The organism is Terribacillus sp. FSL K6-0262 (assembly GCF_037977385.1).
GTDB lineage: Bacteria > Bacillota > Bacilli > Bacillales > Amphibacillaceae > Terribacillus.
Map to the genome: position 1 here is coordinate 2118061 of NZ_CP150277.1, position 15395 is coordinate 2133455.

Below are 15395 nucleotides of genomic sequence, written 5' to 3' on the forward strand. Positions count from 1 at the left end.
GGGGATACGATGCGGTTTCGGGATTTTCATCCAAATATAAAGATAAGGCTTGTGGAATCCTTCGTTTCCAGTTTGATCGGCAGTATGGTGACACCATTCATGACCATCTATCTGGCAATGCATTTCGGAGCGAAAGTAGCTGGACTGCTGCTGCTCGTCAATGTATTCGTCGGAATCGGGATGTCATTGATTGGCGGTTACTTCAGTGATTTATTCGGGCGGCGCAAGATAATGCTGCTGGCTGAAACACTTAGGCTGGTGGCATTTTTCATGATGATGGTAAGCAATTCACCGTGGTTCGAATCACCTGAGATTACATATGGCATGATCATGCTGAACAGTGTTTGCTGGGGACTGGCAGGGCCGGCCAATGATGCGATGCTGATTGACGTCAGTACACCAGATCAGCGGCGGCTGATTTATTCCATCGGCTATTGGGCGAGTAACTTGTCCATTGCTTTAGGCGGAATCGCCGGTGCGTTCATGTTTGAGAACTATTTATTTGAATTATTCCTGGCGCTGACAATCACGGCAGCGGCAACATTGTTCGTGGTCTACTTTTTTATCGCGGAGACACATTTTCCGCAGAAAGTGGAAGTCAAGCCATTCCAGCACATCACCCAAATCTTTGGCACTTATCAGTCCGTCATGCGCGACCGGCTGTTTGTCTGGTTCATCGCAGGGGGGATCTTGGTTTTGAGTATGGAATTCCAGCTGACTAGTTATATTGGTATCCGGCTGGCAGAGGAAATGCCAACACAGCAATTTCTCTTCTGGGAAGTGGATGGCGTGAAAATGATGGGGCTTTTGCGGAGTGAAAATACGATCCTGGTTGCTTTGCTGGCCTTATTTGCTGCCAAACTCATTGCCGGGATGAAGGATAGAGTGGTACTTGTCGCCAGCTGTCTCATCTTTACGATGGGTTATGCTGCGCTGACATTCTCAAATGATATTTGGGTGCTGTTCATCATGATGGCAGTACTCACCGTCGGGGAAGTGTTCCGGGTGCCTGTGGAACAATCCTATATGGCGGCGATCCCTCCAGATGATAAACGCAGTGCGTATATGGCTTTCGGGGGACTTCAATATAATCTATCCATGCTGATTGTCTCGTTGACAGTCACGCTCAGCGGATTCGTGTCATCCATCGCGATGGGCATCTTGCTTACCCTGATCGGTCTGGCAGGGACTTTCATCATGTATATGATCACTCCGCAGCTGGATATCCGGAAACTTGAAGCAGAACAAAAGGCAGTATGATTACGACAAGTGCGGACACAATCGGACAGAAAAGTACATGCATAGTATGAAAATAGGAAGGAGCAGGGCGCGCAGAGAGGGGTAGGAGAGCTTGGAGCCCGCAAAGAACAGTGATTACATCTCGCGTACAGAGCTCTTGGAAATGCAGCTTAAGCTTCGGGAGGAATTTCAACGGGATATCGATGGCATCAGGGAAGATTTGGTCAGCATCAATAAGAAACTGCTGCCTTTGGGAAAGTGGCTTGAAAACATTGACAGTCACACAGCAAGAATGGCTGTTACACTGGAAAAGCAAATGGATGCACAGAATCAGATCATGGAGAAGCTGTATGAACAGGAAAGGAAAATACAGGAACTCGAATCGAATGCCACTTTCAAAAAGGAGAAGCTGCGAGTCAAAGGTGCTATCTTAATCAGTATCATTTCTCTGCTTGGTGCTGGTTCCGGCGTTGTCATGATATTTGGAAAGCGCTTGGCGGAACTGTTATTCGGCAGCTAGTTTTTTAATCATATCCAGATTCAAGTTCTGCTCCTTCCGCATAAAAAAGACGAGGATCATTCCTCGTCTTTTTCAGTGCGCATGGATATGTGTATGGGAATCGGCATCGTGCTGGCACATGAGGGATTCTTCATGAGTATGGGCAGCTGTTTCCATCTGGATGGTCACATGACCGATTCCAAGGTGCTCCAGATCATGCTCGATTTTCCGCAGCATGACCTGACTCTGCTCGACCAGCAAGTCACCTTGTACGACTGCGTGACAGGAAAGGGCATTCTGTCCGCTGGTGATGCTCCATACATGTAAATCATGAATGGAGATGATACCTGGTGCCTTTTCGATACAATCAATGATTTTTTGCATCTCTACATTGCGAGGTGTACCTTCCATCAGCACATGGATGGCATCCTTCGTCACCCGCCAGCCGCTCAGGATCACCAGGGCGGCAACGATGACGCTTGCAGCTGGATCGGCCCAATTCCAGCCGAACAGAAGTACGAGCAATGCAGCAGCAATCGCACCGACTGACCCAAGCAAATCGCCGATAACATGCAGGAAAGCTGCGCGCACATTCAGATTCTCACTTGTATCACCGCGCATCAGGATCCAGGCAACCAGAACGTTGACAAGGAATCCGATAATGGCAATGATCAGCATACCGCCTGATGCTATTTCTGCAGGCTCGCGGAAACGCTGGATTGCCTCATAAAAGATATAAAGGGAAACAAGGATCAAGGTGACGCCATTGAATAGCGCAGCAAGTATTTCAAACCGTTTATAGCCGTAGGTCTTGCTGTAATTGGCTACGCGCTCACCCAGAATGAAGGCAAACAGACCGACGCCAAGTGATACCGCATCACTCAGCATATGCCCGGCGTCCGAGAGCAGGGCGAGGCTGTTGGTCAGGAAGCCTCCGACAGCTTCCAGCAGCATGAATCCTGCCGTCAGGATGAAACTGATCAGTAAGGCTTTTTTATTCGCATTGTGTCCGTGATGATGGTGATGACCATGTCCATGATCACGTGCATGTCCGTGTCCCATACATATTCCTCCGATAGATTAATTATGGCAGGCGTGGCTGATGGCTTCTGTCAGTAAATCGATGACGTGTTTGTCATCGTGTGAATAATAAATTGTCGTACCTTCCCGTCTCGATTTGACCAGCCGGATCTTTTTCATCGAGCTCAGCTGATGAGACACGGTGGATTGATGCAGCTGAAGCTTCTCTGCTATCTGATTGACACTGCATTCCTGATCGAGCAGCAGGTGCAGGATCCGTATGCGTGTCGGATCACCGAGGGCTTTGAAGATTTGCGAAACGTGTGTCAGCCTCTCTTCTGTCAGTTCCGAATGTGTATCATGCTTCATATGCAGACGCTCCTCTTATTTGCTTATATGCATATATTAGCATATATAAATACTCTAAGCAAATTCTAATCTTACTTTCATATATAAGAATCCTATCAATCAAAAGAGGAAAATGGCATGATGGCTGGCTGTAAGCCATGCGATAAGTAACAGGCAGAAAGAGTCAGGAAGAAAGTATCTCCCCGATAAGGAGCTTACAAATATTTTACAAAGAGACCCCCATACGGCGATGTTTACCAGGATCTTATGCATCCGGCTCTATAGAGGCAGGAGGATAGTTAGGATTAAGAAACTAAACAAAGTAAATATCCTTTTATGAGAATGGCAAGATTTATAGCCTATGGGTACGATATACAAATTTCGGTTTTTGTCGAATACTTATACCCAACGAATTTGCGGAAGGGAGGTCGCAGCGGGGAGCTTCTTGCAATGTATGCAATTAAGAAAAACAAGGTGACAACAAAAAGGGAGGTAGTGATGAAATGAAAAGACTTGGAAGATACAGCGGCTATGATTTGCAGGCGCTGCGCCGGGATATCATTGCGGGCATCATTGTCGGTATCGTCGCCATTCCGCTTGGCATGTCCTTTGCTATTGCGTCGGGGGTCAATCCTGAATATGGACTGTATACAGTCATCATCGGCGGTCTGCTTATTTCATTGCTTGGCGGATCGAGATTCCAAATTGGAGGACCGACTGGAGCGTTTGTTCCGATTCTGTTAGGCATTGTCATTCAATTTGGTTATCAGGATCTCCTGCTGGCCGGGATGATGGCGGGGATATTGCTTGTCATATTCGGGCTGCTCAAGCTCGGCAGCTTGATAAAATTCATCCCGCGTCCAGTAGTGGTCGGGTTTACGGCCGGCATCGCCGTGATCATCTTCACCGGACAAATAGGGAATTTCACAGGTATTCAAGCGGAGCAAGAAGAAGGATTCCTTCAAAAAATGCAGGCATTGCTTGCGGCCGCGGATACAATCAATATCTACAGTCTGATTATCGCGGCCGTATCCCTTGCTGCCATCCTCCTTACGCCGAAAATCCTGCCGAAAGTACCGGGAGCGCTAGTGGGGCTGATTTTATCGACGATTGTGGCTGTGCTCTTTTTCCAGGGACAGGTAGCAACCATCGGCAGTGTATATGGCGATATACCGAGCAAGCTGCCGCAGCTTCAGTTACCTGAGGTTACATTGGACAAGATCATTTACCTGCTGCCCTCTGCGATCGCTATTGCCTTATTGGGAGGAGTGGAGTCGCTTTTGTCAGCGACAGTCGCTGATAATATGGCCAAAACCAAGCACCACAGCAACCGCGAGCTAGTCGGGCAGGGAATAGCGAATATTGCCGTTCCCCTCTTTGGTGGCATTCCAGCAACAGGCGCGATTGCCAGGACCGCAACGAATATAAGGAACAACGCCTACTCGCCTGTCTCCGGAGTGGTGCATTGCATTTTTGTCCTGGTCATCCTGCTTCTGTTTGCGCCGTATGCTTCGGCAATCCCGCTTGCCAGCATGGCCCCGATTCTTATGGTTGTTGCCTGGAATATGAGCGAGCGCAAGGAGGTCGCCCATATCATCCGGATGCGTACATTTGATTCATTCATCCTGATTGTGACCTTTGCGCTGACAGTGCTTGCCGATCTGACAGTAGGTGTCGGCTGCGGCTTGCTGCTTGCCTTTGTCGTTTTCGTCAAACGGATGAGCACAGTGCTCTTTGTGAAAGATGAACAAATCCATGTCCAGGAAACCGACGGTGTGCGGATGTGGAAATTCGAAGGACCTTTATTTTTCGGATCCACGGATATCCTGGAGGAAGTGGTGGAAAAGACAATGGAGGAGGAACCAGACTCCCTCATCCTTGATTTACAGAAGGTTTCCTATATGGATACATCAGCTGAAGCGGCTTTGCATAAGCTCGTTGATCATTATGAAACCGCCGATAAGCAACTGCTCTTTCTCGGTGTGCATGGCCAGCCGGAACGATTGCTTCATAAAACCGGCCTGCTTGCCAAGGTTGGGGAAGAGTATACTGTGAGCAAACGGGAGGAAGCGGTCCGAATATGTACCTCCTAAAAATCGCAAAAAGAGCGGAAAGCAAGCGGCTCCCATCCTTCCTGTGGGGCTGCTTGCTTATTTTTGTTCCCTTACCGGAAGAAGCAGGGTGCCGGAATAGATGCATAAGCTGTTAGTTTGGGGATTGGTCGATGTATACCGATTCCTTTATGTTTTAGGATTCTTACCGATATAAAAGATAAGAGTCTACCTAGTGAGAGGGATATTGCAGATGAAGAAGCTATTCTTGAAGCAAAGTGTATGTGCTTTGCTGTTGGCAGGTTTGATTTCCCAGATTCCAATTGGGAATGCGTATGCAGAAGAAGAACAGCAAATGGTCGTCGTTTATGAAAACGAACAAGGTGAAAAAGCCATTCAGGACAGCGGTGCTGCAGTGGAGGAGCAATATGGCCACTTATCAGCTGCTGCAATATCTGCAGATACAGAAACAATCGATGAATTGAAGAAAGACCCTGATATCAAGTATGTGGAACCAGATAGTAAAATCCGTATTGCGGATAATGGCGAAAGCCAGCCTTCGCAGGCAGCGGCCCTGGAACAGTGGAATCTTGCATCCATACATGCTCCTATGGCTTGGGAAGATGGGCTGACGGGCAATGGGGTGAAGATAGCCATCATGGACAGCGGTATTTATCCGCATGACGATTTAGAAATTGCCGGAGGTTTTTCGGCTGTCGATTATACAACATCTTATGAAGATGATGAGGGCCATGGAACCCATATAGCCGGCATCATCGGAGCAAAGCATGATGGACAAGGCATAGACGGCATAGCACCCGATGCGGATCTTTATGCGGTCAAGGTGCTGGACCAGAACGGTGAAGGATATCTTTCCGATCTTTTGGAAGGAATAGACTGGGCTATTGCGCAAAACATGGACATCATTAATTTGAGCATGGGAACGGCGGATAAAAGTGACGCACTGGAGGATGCCGTAGACAAAGCTTATCGAGCCGGTATTTTGTTGGTGGCAGCAAGCGGAAATGAAGGAGCGGGACATCCAGTTGATTATCCTGCAGCTTATGAGCCTGTCATTGCGGTATCCGCTACCGATCCAAACAACGATATCACGTCGTTTTCATCGGTCGGGGATGAAGTGGAGTTTGCAGCTCCGGGAGCAGATATCTCAAGTACATTACCAGGCTCCGATTACGGAATGATGAGCGGGACCTCGCAGGCAACTTCCCATGTCACCGCCATGCTTGCCATTTTGAAGCAGCAGTTTCCGGCTGATACTAATGCACAATTGCGGCAGCTCCTTCAGCAATATAGCATGGATCTTGGTCAGGAGGGCCGCGATGGACTGTATGGTTATGGGATGATTCAATACCCTGCACCAGAAAGTGATGACGGAATTGTACCAGGAGGGACGGAAGGAAACAGCTCCCAAGATGATGTGAAAGAAAATGTTCCGACTGAGGATTTACAGGCACTTGCTGATGAAGTTGGCATGACATTGGAAGAATTGGAAGATTTGTTTGCGGCGAACGGCTTGGATTTATATAGCTACCAAAACATGGGCGAAATCTATCACGTCATGTATCAAGACGTTAATCAAGTTTCTGTCTATCTTCTATTGGAGAAAATCGGATTGAAGCGAGAGGAGCTTGATCGGCTGCTTGCTGCTGATAGTGTGACGCTGGCCGACTTTGCAAGTTTGGAAGAACTCGCGGACTATGTCTCCGTTACAGGCAGCAAGGACTTTGACGCGTTTTGGGAGGAGGCATCCTCTGCTTTCCAAGAGATAGGCATGAGTGAAGAGGAGGGCAGAAATCTATATGATCATCTGGAGTCCGTGCTGGGCAGCGTTTCGGATGACACTATCGCGGGGATCGAGTCACTGCGTGATCGTGCAAAGGGTATAGGTGATTTGGGCAGCCTCGATGATCTGGAGGATGGACAGAGAAGTGAACTGGTATCTTTGTGGCATGACTTCCTTGCACTATTCCAACTCAAAGCAAAGTTCCATCTTATTGAAGGTGATAAGGAGACGGAAGTGACGGCCGAGGAGCTTTCCCGGCTGGCCGATATTGGTGAACAGACCCTGCGAGTGGAATTGTATGATACTAAAGATGGATTTCTGTTGGATCTTTCCTTCGATGGCAGGCAATTGGAACACGTATCGGCAGGCTCTCCCGAGGAAGCAAAACCTGACGTGGTGCCTGCTCAAAAGGGCGAGGAACCAGAAAGGGACGCCGGAGAAATCAAGCTTACATATAAGACGGCAGAAAGTGCGGGGCAAGGGTCGGAGAAAAATCAAGCTCATCAAGATCCCGAAGGACAACGCCTGCCAGATACAGCTTCTCTGATCGGTAATCTAGTGACAGCAGGTCTGACCTTGACTGCAGCTGGTTTCATTCTGTATGCACGGAACCGATATACGAAATAGCGTAACAGGAACGACAAAGCTGACAATCCGCCGGCAGTGCGATCTTGAGTGGATTTCTCAGGATCAAAGGATAACCTGGATAGCAAATTGACAGCTTCTGAAACAATAATCAGTTTTAAAAAGGCATTCCGCTATGGAATGCCTTCTTTCATAGTTCAACTGCTGCTTCGCCGATTCGCTTTACGCCTCGAATACAGGAAATATCCTCTGCCAGCCGCAGTGCTGCCTTGTCCTTCTGTTTTGCTTCAATCATGAAATCCAAGGATTGGCCGATATCCTTCAGATGCTTGATCAGCGGCATCAGAAATTCCGCATCTACATAATCAGCGTGACTGCGATATGCGTTCTCTGATTTAGGGGAAGAAACATGGATTTTCGGCACATGCTTGCGGTTTTGCCATGTAGCCATGAAGCGCGGGAGGATTTCCTCCAGGGGCTCCCTTTCTGTGTGATTTGCCATGTAGTGGTGAAAATCGAACATCATTGGTATCCGATGCCTTTCACACACTTCCAGCGTTTCGGCTGCTGTGTAGGTTTTATCATCATTTTCCAATGTCATTTGCGCTTTGATCGGTTCAGGAAGCTGCTTGATGTTTTCCTGGAATCGTTCCAACGCCAGCTCTTTGTTTCCGTACGCGCCTCCGATATGGATATTGATATATGCTTCCTCTTCTAATCCCATTGCAGTCAGCATATTGTAATGGTATTGCATATCTTTGATGGCATTTACCGTGATATGCGGTTTATCGCTTGTAAAAAGGGTAAACTGATTCGGGTGAAAGCTCACTCGGATGCCGTGATCCCGTACCAGCCGTCCGATTTCTCCGTACAAGTCGGTAAAGGGTGAAATATAATCCCACCCTGCTTCTTCATGGGTGGCCAGCGGAGCAAGCGAAGAAGAAAAACGGTAGAGGTTGATCTGATGGGCGATATTATAATGAAGGATCCGGGTTGTACGTTCCAGGTTTTCCTTTGTCAGTGCGTGCAGTTTGGCTTTCCGCTCATCGTTTCCGAGTCTGGACCACCTGGCGAATGTCATGGTCTTCGCCGGGGATGCTTCATATAAATTCAAGGCAGTTGCTGCATAGCCGAAGCGGATGATCATACAATCATCTCCTTTGTGACGATCTAAAGCTATGTTCCCCTTCTTTTGACATCGATAATCCTGTTTTGGAATAGTAAGTCCATGCATGTCCGGCTGTACACCTGTATAATTAGAAACAAGCAGGAAAAAAGTTTGGAACCTTTTGAATCCCTGCCCGTATAAGAAGGTACAAGATAAGAGGATGGTGAAAGGTTTTGGGTATTCTTTCCCGTATATTCAAGAAAAAAGCTCCTGAGCGTCCTGCTGTGAGGGAACGTAATGCACTTTCCATCCAAGTGGGGGACATTGTCGAATATGACTTGGTCACGTATGAAGTAGTCGGCAAAATCACATCCCGCCAAGGGAACTATGAATGGTTTGACTATCAGCTGGTGGAAGGGGATACAACATTGTGGCTCTCCGCGGAAATGGATGATGAATTGGAGCTGGGTATATATAAAAAAATCCCGCTTTCGGTGTCAAAACCATATCCGAAGCAGTTATCGTACGAGGGCCGGACTTACTACCTTGATGAGCAAGGTGAAGCGCGAGTCGTCGGGGAAGGAAGAAGTCGTAATGTGAATGGCTCCATCGTTCATTTTGCAGATTATTATGATGAAGATGAAGAGCATTTCCTTGGTCTTGAGGGCTGGGGAAGTGAAATAGAGGTCAGCTACGGCTATGAAATCAAACCGCGTGAAATCAAAATAATTGCGGGTTCAAATTAAAAGATCAAAGGAGAGAATGAATAGTATGTTCAAATTTTTTAATCGTGTGAAGACAGTCGTAAGCTCTGAATTGAATGCAATGCTGGATAAAGCCGAAGATCCGGTGAAAATGCTGGATCAGTTCATGCGTGATATGGAAGCGGATATCAGGGAAGCGGAAACTGCCGTTGCAAAACAGATAGCCAATGAAAAGATGCTTAAACGCAAGTATGATGATGCCAAGGCGATGGCTGATAAGCGTCAGAAGCAAGCAGAAACAGCTGTCGAAGCAGGTAATGATGATTTGGCTCGCCGTGCCCTGGAGGATAAGCAGACACATCAGCAGACGGCTGATACACTTTATGCATCCTGGGAGCGTGCATCCAGCGATGCAGCTGCCATCCGTCAGAAACTGGATGAAATGAAAAAAGAATACGCAGAAATGAAACTGAAAAAGGATTCCTTGAAAGCACGTGCTGAATCTGCCAAAACACGCACGAAGATGAACCGCACCATGTCCAGTATCGGCAGTGATGAGTCACGCAGCGGCTTCGAGCGTATGGAAGAAAAGGTGCTGCAGTATGAGGCAGAGGCGGAAACCAGCGAGGACCTTTCCAAATCGAATCGCTCCCTCGATGATGAATTCGCTGCTTTGGAGAAAAATGGCGTCGACGATGAGTTAGCTGCCCTTAAAAAGAAAATGGGCAAAGAGTAAGCAGCCAAAGCCATCGGCAGGCTGACCCTTGCGTGAAGCAAGGGTTTTCGTCTGTCTGCTGTACATAAGAAAAAGGGAGAAGGGAGGAGCTTTCATGAAATATTGGCTGGCGGGTATCTGCCTGTGTTTTGTCCTCATCCTGGCTGGCTGCGGTAGTTCCGGTGATCAGTCTGCTTCTGTCAGCGATATACCTGATGAACCGGATAAGGAAACAGTCACCTCAGAATTTGAAAATAGTGCAGGGGAATCGATCGAGACATTGATAGACAATAACTTCTATTTGCTCGATGTTGTTTCAGGAGATAGAAGCACCAGCGCAAATGTCTATGCAACGCGCCTTTATTCAGTGGACGAATTAGAAGAGCTGTTTAAGCAAACAGAAGGTCCTGATGAGATCAGCGATAAGAAAAACGGACAGCAAATCATGGTTTATGATGATGTCTTCATCACGCTGAAACCTAGTGAAGAAGACGATGATGTCACCTTGATCGAAGTCGCGGACCGCAACTTTGTGCGCGAAAACTACTCACCGAACTATTTAAATACATTCTTTACATTTGCGCTGTTGAACTCCCTTTTTGGCAGCAATTGGAGCCAGACCAGAATGGATACTTGCCAGAACGGCGGGTGCTACGGAGGCTATACGTCGACATATCGGTCGGATGATGGCAGCGGCGGCACAGGAAGCACTGTACGACGCGGTACATCCGGCTATCGCGGCGGAGGGCCGGATGCAGGTAAATAAAGATAAACCATAAATAAGGAGGCATAGATTCATGAATCCATTTCTATCAACGTTTTTGTATTTTGCCATTGCGGTTGTAATCGTCATCATTGGTCTTATCATCTTTGAGCTGATCACGCATAAGTACCGGGACTGGGAGGAAATAGAAAAGGGCAACACAGCGGTGGCGTTGTCGATTGGCGGTAAGGTCATCGGGATCTGTCTTGTATTATCATTCTCCATTTATCACAGCAGCGAGCTTTGGGAAACGCTTATCTGGGGGGCTTATGGTGTCGTTCTGCAGATGGTAGCCTACTTCGTATTCGAAGGGGTGACGAGGCGTTTCTCTGTCCAATCCAAGCTGAAAGAAAACAATATCGCTGTCGGAATCATTTCCTTGGCAGTTTCAGTCGGACTTGGATTCGTCATCGGTGCATCCATTACGTAAGTTAAAAGCGGTTCGGAGATGAAAGAGATGCAAGAGAAAGTATCGAATAAAACGTCATTCATATATTGGGCTTCAGGTATCGTTTCGATTTGCGGTATCATTTTCGAAGTCTTATTCGGGGCCCTAGGGTCCTATATTCTCGGAGATGGTGTGAAGCAATATACACTTACCATCTCTTTGTTTTTGACTGGTATGGGGATCGGTGCCAGCGTCAGCGAACGGGTGACGAAGCGGCTGATCCTGGCATTCATTTATATCGAATTCTTCGTGGCCTTGATCGGGGGATTCTCCAGTTTTACCATGTTCGGAATCACGGCCTATACTCCTGATGGAACAGATGCATTCTATCTATATTTCGTGACGCTTATCGTCGGGGCGCTCACTGGGGTGGAGCTGCCGATCCTCATCCGTAAAGCGAATGAGATCGGAGAGACGCTCGGCCGAAGTACGGCACGCGTCCTATTCAGTGATTATGCGGGGGGACTGATCGGCGGGCTGCTTTTTGCCTTCCTGCTGCGCCCGCAATTCGGTATCGTCAAATCGGCATTTTTAGTCGGACTTGTCAATTTGGCAGTGGCGCTCATCGTTCTCTGGCTGTTTCGCGCGGAAGTGAAGCGCGTTGCCTTGCATGCCGCCGTCGGGATCGTCATTGGAATCATGCTCATCCTTGGTGTCTTTTTCGGGGAGGAGACTGCATTTTCCTTCGAGCAGAAGCTGTACGAGGATCCGATCATTCATATGGAACAAAGCCAGTATCAAAATATCATCCTTACCCAGGATGGAGATGATCTGCGGCTGTATTTGAATGGCGGCTTGCAGTTCAGCTCGTTCGATCAGCATCGGTACCATGATGCACTCGTCCATCCGGTCATGTCCCAAGCCAAGCAGCATGATCATGTGCTGATTCTTGGCGGAGGGGATGGTTTGGCTGCGAATGAAATCTTGAAGTACGATGACGTCCAGGATATCACGTTGGTCGATCTCGACCCTGCAGTGACCGAATTGGCGAAGACGGAGCCGAGACTGCTAGATCTGAATAATAGATCTTTATTAAATGATAAAGTGACCATCCATAATCAGGATGCCTTCAACTACTTGAAGGAGACAGATCGGATGTATGATGTCATCATCGTGGATTTGCCCGATCCGAATGATGAGAGCTTGAACAAGCTTTATACCGAAGAATTCTACTCATTGGTACGCAATCATATGAATCCCGAGGGAGCGATGATCGTCCAAGCGACCAGCCCGGTGTTTGCGACCGAGTCTTACTGGACGATAGACGAAACCATTCGTGCAACAGGACTGGAAACGGAAAATCTGCATTTGGATGTGCCGAGCTTCGGTAATTGGGGCTTTGTCATGGCCAGCAGAAACCCGATCGATCCGGATGAACTGGAAGTCACGGTACCCACGGAATATTTGAAAACGTCCATGATTCCAGGCATGACTGAATTCGGCAAGGATGAAGATAGGGAAATCACCAATTCAGATGGGGAAACCGTGTCACTGCGGCCGAATACATTGGTCGATCCGCACTTGATCGAGATTTACCAGCAGGAATGGAAGCATTACTGATCATCTCTTGGCAGGAGGGCTCGATAAGCCACCGGAGAGGTCAGTACTGTGGATGTATTGAAAGCACCATATGGAATCAGCCGGTCGATTAATTCACGCATGCCGTTCATGTCGGGGACGGCTGCTTTCAATAAATAATTGATCGGCCCGGTCACCCGATGGCATTCGAGCACTGCTTCTTCTTTGGCAATCAAATTTTCAAACTCCAAGTGGGAAATCTTCAATTCACTGACCTGGATGAACAGCAGGATATCCAGGCCCACCTTCGCATGCGCGACACGGGCAGTATAATGCTCGATGACACCGCGTTCCTCGAGCCTAGCCATCCTCTCTGAAACACTCGGTCTGCTCAGGGCCAGCTTTTTGGATAACTCGCTGATTGTGATACGGCCATCGTGCTGCAGCAATTCCAGTAAAGCGCGGTCAATGTGGTCCATGATTCGCCTTCCTTTCACATTGCAGGTAATCCCTGCATATAATTTTCATTATGAATCTCAATATGAAGTATTGCCTGCAAAAATCTATTCATTTCTCATGTTATTTATTCTAACATAGAAAGTGAATTAACAGGATGTCGTGATTTATGACCGCCCATATCACGATCGTGGGCTTGTTTCAACATGGATTCTGACTCGGAGAGGAGCAAATCATTTGCTGCAAAAGTATTTGAAAATCGTCCTTGGCTGCTTCCTGGCAAGCCTAGGCTTGTATATGCTGAAAAACGCAGAGCTGGTGACAGGAGGAACGGCAGGACTTTCATTGGGATTATCCTATCTGCTGGCCTTGCCCTTTGGTGTCGTATTCTTTATCGTCAATATTCCATTCTACATCTTTTCATTCATCAATATGGGGTGGCGCTTTACGGTGACTACAATCGTATCCGTATCGATCCTGACCTTGTTCTCGTTCCTTCATCCGTTATATCCCGCTATCGAACTTCCAGGCATTGTCGCAGCTGTCGGGGGCGGCTTGATCGTAGGATTCGGCTTGATTATTTTATTCATGAATCAAGCATCGCTGGGAGGAGCGAATATCCTCGCCTTGTTCCTGCAAAAGCGTTTCGGAACAAACCCAGGAACAATCAACTTCATTTTTGATTTTTGCGTCGTGATGGTAAGCCTTTATTCGGTAGGTCTTGTCAAAGGCATCTATTCCGTTGCTTCCATTGCGGTGACATCATTTGTCATCAGCTACTTCAAGGAAAAGTTTGCAAAGCCTTTGCCAAAGCCAAATACAGCGCCAGTTGCCCAAGCAGCCGAATGAACGAAGGAGAAATCCTTCGTTTTTTGAATTGGCCGGGGAGGGGGCGAATGGATGGAGAATGCTTGAAAGCATCCGCAGCTTGTATTTCTGCTTCGCTGATTATTCGAATCTACGAGCAACCTTATAGGAATGCGAGCAGTTATTTTCTGGAATTCATCATAAATAGACTTCTTACTGATTGTTGTTGAGGTGCTTTTGTTATATGATATTCCGGAAAGTCTGTTTTAAAGAATCTATGATAAAGAGTGATGATGAATGGAACAACATTTGACATATACGATGCCTCCGGAATGGGAGAAGCATGAGCGTACACTGATTAGCTGGCCGGTAAAAGATTCCATGGTGTACCCGGAGGATTGGGAAGCTGTTTGTAAAGGTTATGCGGAACTGATCCTGGCTATCGCGGAATTCGAACCGATTACGGTATTGGTGAACGCAGAGGATCAAGATGCAGCGTCTTCTTATGTGGGACAAGCTGAGAATGTGACATTGCTTGAAGTCTCCCATAATGATGCATGGCTGCGTGATAATGGTCCGACATTCGTCCGGGACGAAGCGGGCAAGCTGGCAGGTGTGAACTGGCGTTTCAATGCATGGGGAGAGAAGTATTTCCCATGGGATCTGGATGATGCGGTGGCTCCTGCGGTCTTGAGCCACTTAGGCATTCAACAATTGGATGCTCCATTGGTATTGGAGGGCGGATCCATTCATGTGGACGGGGAAGGCACCCTGATCACTACCGAGGAATGCCTTTTGAACCCGAACCGCAATCCTGATCTGTCCAAAGAGGATATCGAGGCTTATCTCCGTCGATATCTTGGTATTGAAAAAGTGATTTGGCTTAAACGCGGTGTTGCTGGAGATGAAACAGACGGACATGTCGATAATATCGCTTGCTTCGCGGCACCTGGTAAGCTGCTGCTGCAGGTGACAGATGATCCAGACGATGAAAATTATGAGATTACGCAGGAAAACCTGCGGATCCTTGATGAGACGAAGGATGCCAAAGGCCGTCAAATCGAAGTCATCGCAGTCCAGCAGCCGCCGAAGGCCACTTGGAATGACACGCGTTTGACATTGAGCTATATCAATTTCTATTTTGTGAATGGCGGCATCATCCTTCCTGTGTTCGGCAATACTGCCGCAGGAACAGATGAACGGGCGATCAAATTGCTTCAGGAGCAATTCCCGGATCGCCGGATCCGTACGATTGATGGACTGGCTATCATCAAAGAGGGCGGAAATGTGCATTGTACGACACAGCAAATGCCCGCAATAAAGGAGTGAA

15 protein-coding genes are annotated in these 15395 nt (G+C 47.7%); 11 read left to right on the forward strand and 4 right to left on the reverse strand.

Annotated elements, in window-relative coordinates; all coding sequences use genetic code 11:
• The first annotated feature begins 9 nt into the window (after positions 1-9).
• Positions 10-1260 carry an MFS transporter gene (locus tag MHI54_RS10920; protein ID WP_095214378.1) on the forward strand — a complete coding sequence of 417 codons (1251 nt, stop codon included), beginning with the start codon at positions 10-12 and terminating at the stop codon, positions 1258-1260.
• 91 nt (positions 1261-1351) lie between these two features.
• Positions 1352-1759 carry a hypothetical protein gene (locus MHI54_RS10925; protein WP_095214377.1) on the forward strand — a complete coding sequence of 136 codons (408 nt, stop codon included), beginning with the start codon at positions 1352-1354 and terminating at the stop codon, positions 1757-1759.
• Positions 1760-1831: 72 nt separating this feature from the next.
• Here the strand turns inward: MHI54_RS10925 and MHI54_RS10930 are convergent, their stop codons facing one another.
• Both MHI54_RS10930 and MHI54_RS10935 read right to left on the reverse strand, forming a co-directional pair.
• On the reverse strand, positions 1832-2800 hold the full coding sequence (locus MHI54_RS10930; protein ID WP_340081466.1) for a cation diffusion facilitator family transporter: 969 nt from the start codon (positions 2798-2800) through the stop codon (positions 1832-1834).
• Between the two features lie 18 nt (positions 2801-2818).
• Positions 2819-3127 carry a metalloregulator ArsR/SmtB family transcription factor gene (locus MHI54_RS10935; protein ID WP_095214375.1) on the reverse strand — a complete coding sequence of 103 codons (309 nt, stop codon included), beginning with the start codon at positions 3125-3127 and terminating at the stop codon, positions 2819-2821.
• Positions 3128-3609: 482 nt separating this feature from the next.
• Here MHI54_RS10935 and MHI54_RS10940 point away from each other — a divergent pair, with 482 nt between their 5' ends.
• Together MHI54_RS10940 and MHI54_RS10945 are read left to right on the forward strand one after the other, a co-directional pair.
• Positions 3610-5199, forward strand: coding sequence for a SulP family inorganic anion transporter (locus MHI54_RS10940; RefSeq protein WP_340081467.1), 1590 nt, complete (start codon positions 3610-3612; stop codon positions 5197-5199).
• Positions 5200-5410: 211 nt separating this feature from the next.
• Positions 5411-7588 carry a processed acidic surface protein gene (locus MHI54_RS10945; protein WP_340081468.1) on the forward strand — a complete coding sequence of 726 codons (2178 nt, stop codon included), beginning with the start codon at positions 5411-5413 and terminating at the stop codon, positions 7586-7588.
• A gap of 148 nt (positions 7589-7736) precedes the next feature.
• On the opposite strand, the gene uvsE is transcribed toward MHI54_RS10945, so the two are convergent.
• On the reverse strand, positions 7737-8693 hold the full coding sequence (gene uvsE, locus MHI54_RS10950) for a UV DNA damage repair endonuclease UvsE (protein ID WP_340081469.1): 957 nt from the start codon (positions 8691-8693) through the stop codon (positions 7737-7739).
• Positions 8694-8887: 194 nt separating this feature from the next.
• On the opposite strand from uvsE, the gene MHI54_RS10955 reads away from it, so the two are divergent.
• From MHI54_RS10955 to MHI54_RS10975, 5 genes are all read left to right on the forward strand, one after another.
• On the forward strand, positions 8888-9400 hold the full coding sequence (locus tag MHI54_RS10955; protein ID WP_095214365.1) for a DUF4178 domain-containing protein: 513 nt from the start codon (positions 8888-8890) through the stop codon (positions 9398-9400).
• A 25-nt stretch (positions 9401-9425) separates the two neighbouring features.
• Entirely contained in the window at positions 9426-10094 is a 669-nt protein-coding gene (locus MHI54_RS10960) for a PspA/IM30 family protein (protein WP_095214364.1), read from the forward strand.
• A gap of 94 nt (positions 10095-10188) precedes the next feature.
• Entirely contained in the window at positions 10189-10839 is a 651-nt protein-coding gene (locus MHI54_RS10965) for a DUF4247 domain-containing protein (RefSeq protein ID WP_340081470.1), read from the forward strand.
• 31 nt (positions 10840-10870) lie between these two features.
• Positions 10871-11266 carry a DUF350 domain-containing protein gene (locus tag MHI54_RS10970; RefSeq protein ID WP_095214362.1) on the forward strand — a complete coding sequence of 132 codons (396 nt, stop codon included), beginning with the start codon at positions 10871-10873 and terminating at the stop codon, positions 11264-11266.
• Between the two features lie 27 nt (positions 11267-11293).
• The gene (locus tag MHI54_RS10975; RefSeq protein WP_233134757.1) at positions 11294-12844 is read left to right on the forward strand and encodes a polyamine aminopropyltransferase; all 1551 of its coding nucleotides are present in this window, start codon (positions 11294-11296) and stop codon (positions 12842-12844) included.
• On the opposite strand, the gene MHI54_RS10980 is transcribed toward MHI54_RS10975, so the two are convergent.
• Entirely contained in the window at positions 12838-13281 is a 444-nt protein-coding gene (locus MHI54_RS10980) for an Lrp/AsnC family transcriptional regulator (RefSeq protein ID WP_095214360.1), read from the reverse strand. The genes MHI54_RS10975 and MHI54_RS10980 overlap by 7 nt on opposite strands.
• Positions 13282-13495: 214 nt before the next feature.
• On the opposite strand from MHI54_RS10980, the gene MHI54_RS10985 reads away from it, so the two are divergent.
• Both MHI54_RS10985 and MHI54_RS10990 read left to right on the forward strand, forming a co-directional pair.
• The gene (locus MHI54_RS10985) at positions 13496-14107 is read left to right on the forward strand and encodes a YitT family protein (RefSeq protein ID WP_233134755.1); all 612 of its coding nucleotides are present in this window, start codon (positions 13496-13498) and stop codon (positions 14105-14107) included.
• A gap of 255 nt (positions 14108-14362) precedes the next feature.
• Positions 14363-15394 (forward strand): agmatine deiminase family protein, encoded by a 1032-nt coding sequence (locus tag MHI54_RS10990; protein ID WP_095214359.1) that lies wholly within the window; start codon positions 14363-14365, stop codon positions 15392-15394.
• Position 15395 lies beyond the last annotated feature (1 nt).

What these genes read in the sequence shown, in the direction of transcription:
- MHI54_RS10920 (WP_095214378.1), top strand. Translation starts at nt 10, where the DNA reads ATGCGGTTTCGGGATTTTCATCCAAATATAAAGATAAGGCTTGTGGAA.
- MHI54_RS10930 (WP_340081466.1), bottom strand. Translation starts at nt 2,800, where the DNA reads ATGGGACACGGACATGCACGTGATCATGGACATGGTCATCACCATCAT.
- MHI54_RS10935 (WP_095214375.1), bottom strand. Translation starts at nt 3,127, where the DNA reads ATGAAGCATGATACACATTCGGAACTGACAGAAGAGAGGCTGACACAC.
- MHI54_RS10940 (WP_340081467.1), top strand. Translation starts at nt 3,610, where the DNA reads ATGAAAAGACTTGGAAGATACAGCGGCTATGATTTGCAGGCGCTGCGC.
- MHI54_RS10945 (WP_340081468.1), top strand. Translation starts at nt 5,411, where the DNA reads ATGAAGAAGCTATTCTTGAAGCAAAGTGTATGTGCTTTGCTGTTGGCA.
- uvsE (WP_340081469.1), bottom strand. Translation starts at nt 8,693, where the DNA reads ATGATCATCCGCTTCGGCTATGCAGCAACTGCCTTGAATTTATATGAA.
- MHI54_RS10960 (WP_095214364.1), top strand. Translation starts at nt 9,426, where the DNA reads ATGTTCAAATTTTTTAATCGTGTGAAGACAGTCGTAAGCTCTGAATTG.
- MHI54_RS10965 (WP_340081470.1), top strand. Translation starts at nt 10,189, where the DNA reads ATGAAATATTGGCTGGCGGGTATCTGCCTGTGTTTTGTCCTCATCCTG.
- MHI54_RS10970 (WP_095214362.1), top strand. Translation starts at nt 10,871, where the DNA reads ATGAATCCATTTCTATCAACGTTTTTGTATTTTGCCATTGCGGTTGTA.
- MHI54_RS10975 (WP_233134757.1), top strand. Translation starts at nt 11,294, where the DNA reads ATGCAAGAGAAAGTATCGAATAAAACGTCATTCATATATTGGGCTTCA.
- MHI54_RS10980 (WP_095214360.1), bottom strand. Translation starts at nt 13,281, where the DNA reads ATGGACCACATTGACCGCGCTTTACTGGAATTGCTGCAGCACGATGGC.
- MHI54_RS10990 (WP_095214359.1), top strand. Translation starts at nt 14,363, where the DNA reads ATGGAACAACATTTGACATATACGATGCCTCCGGAATGGGAGAAGCAT.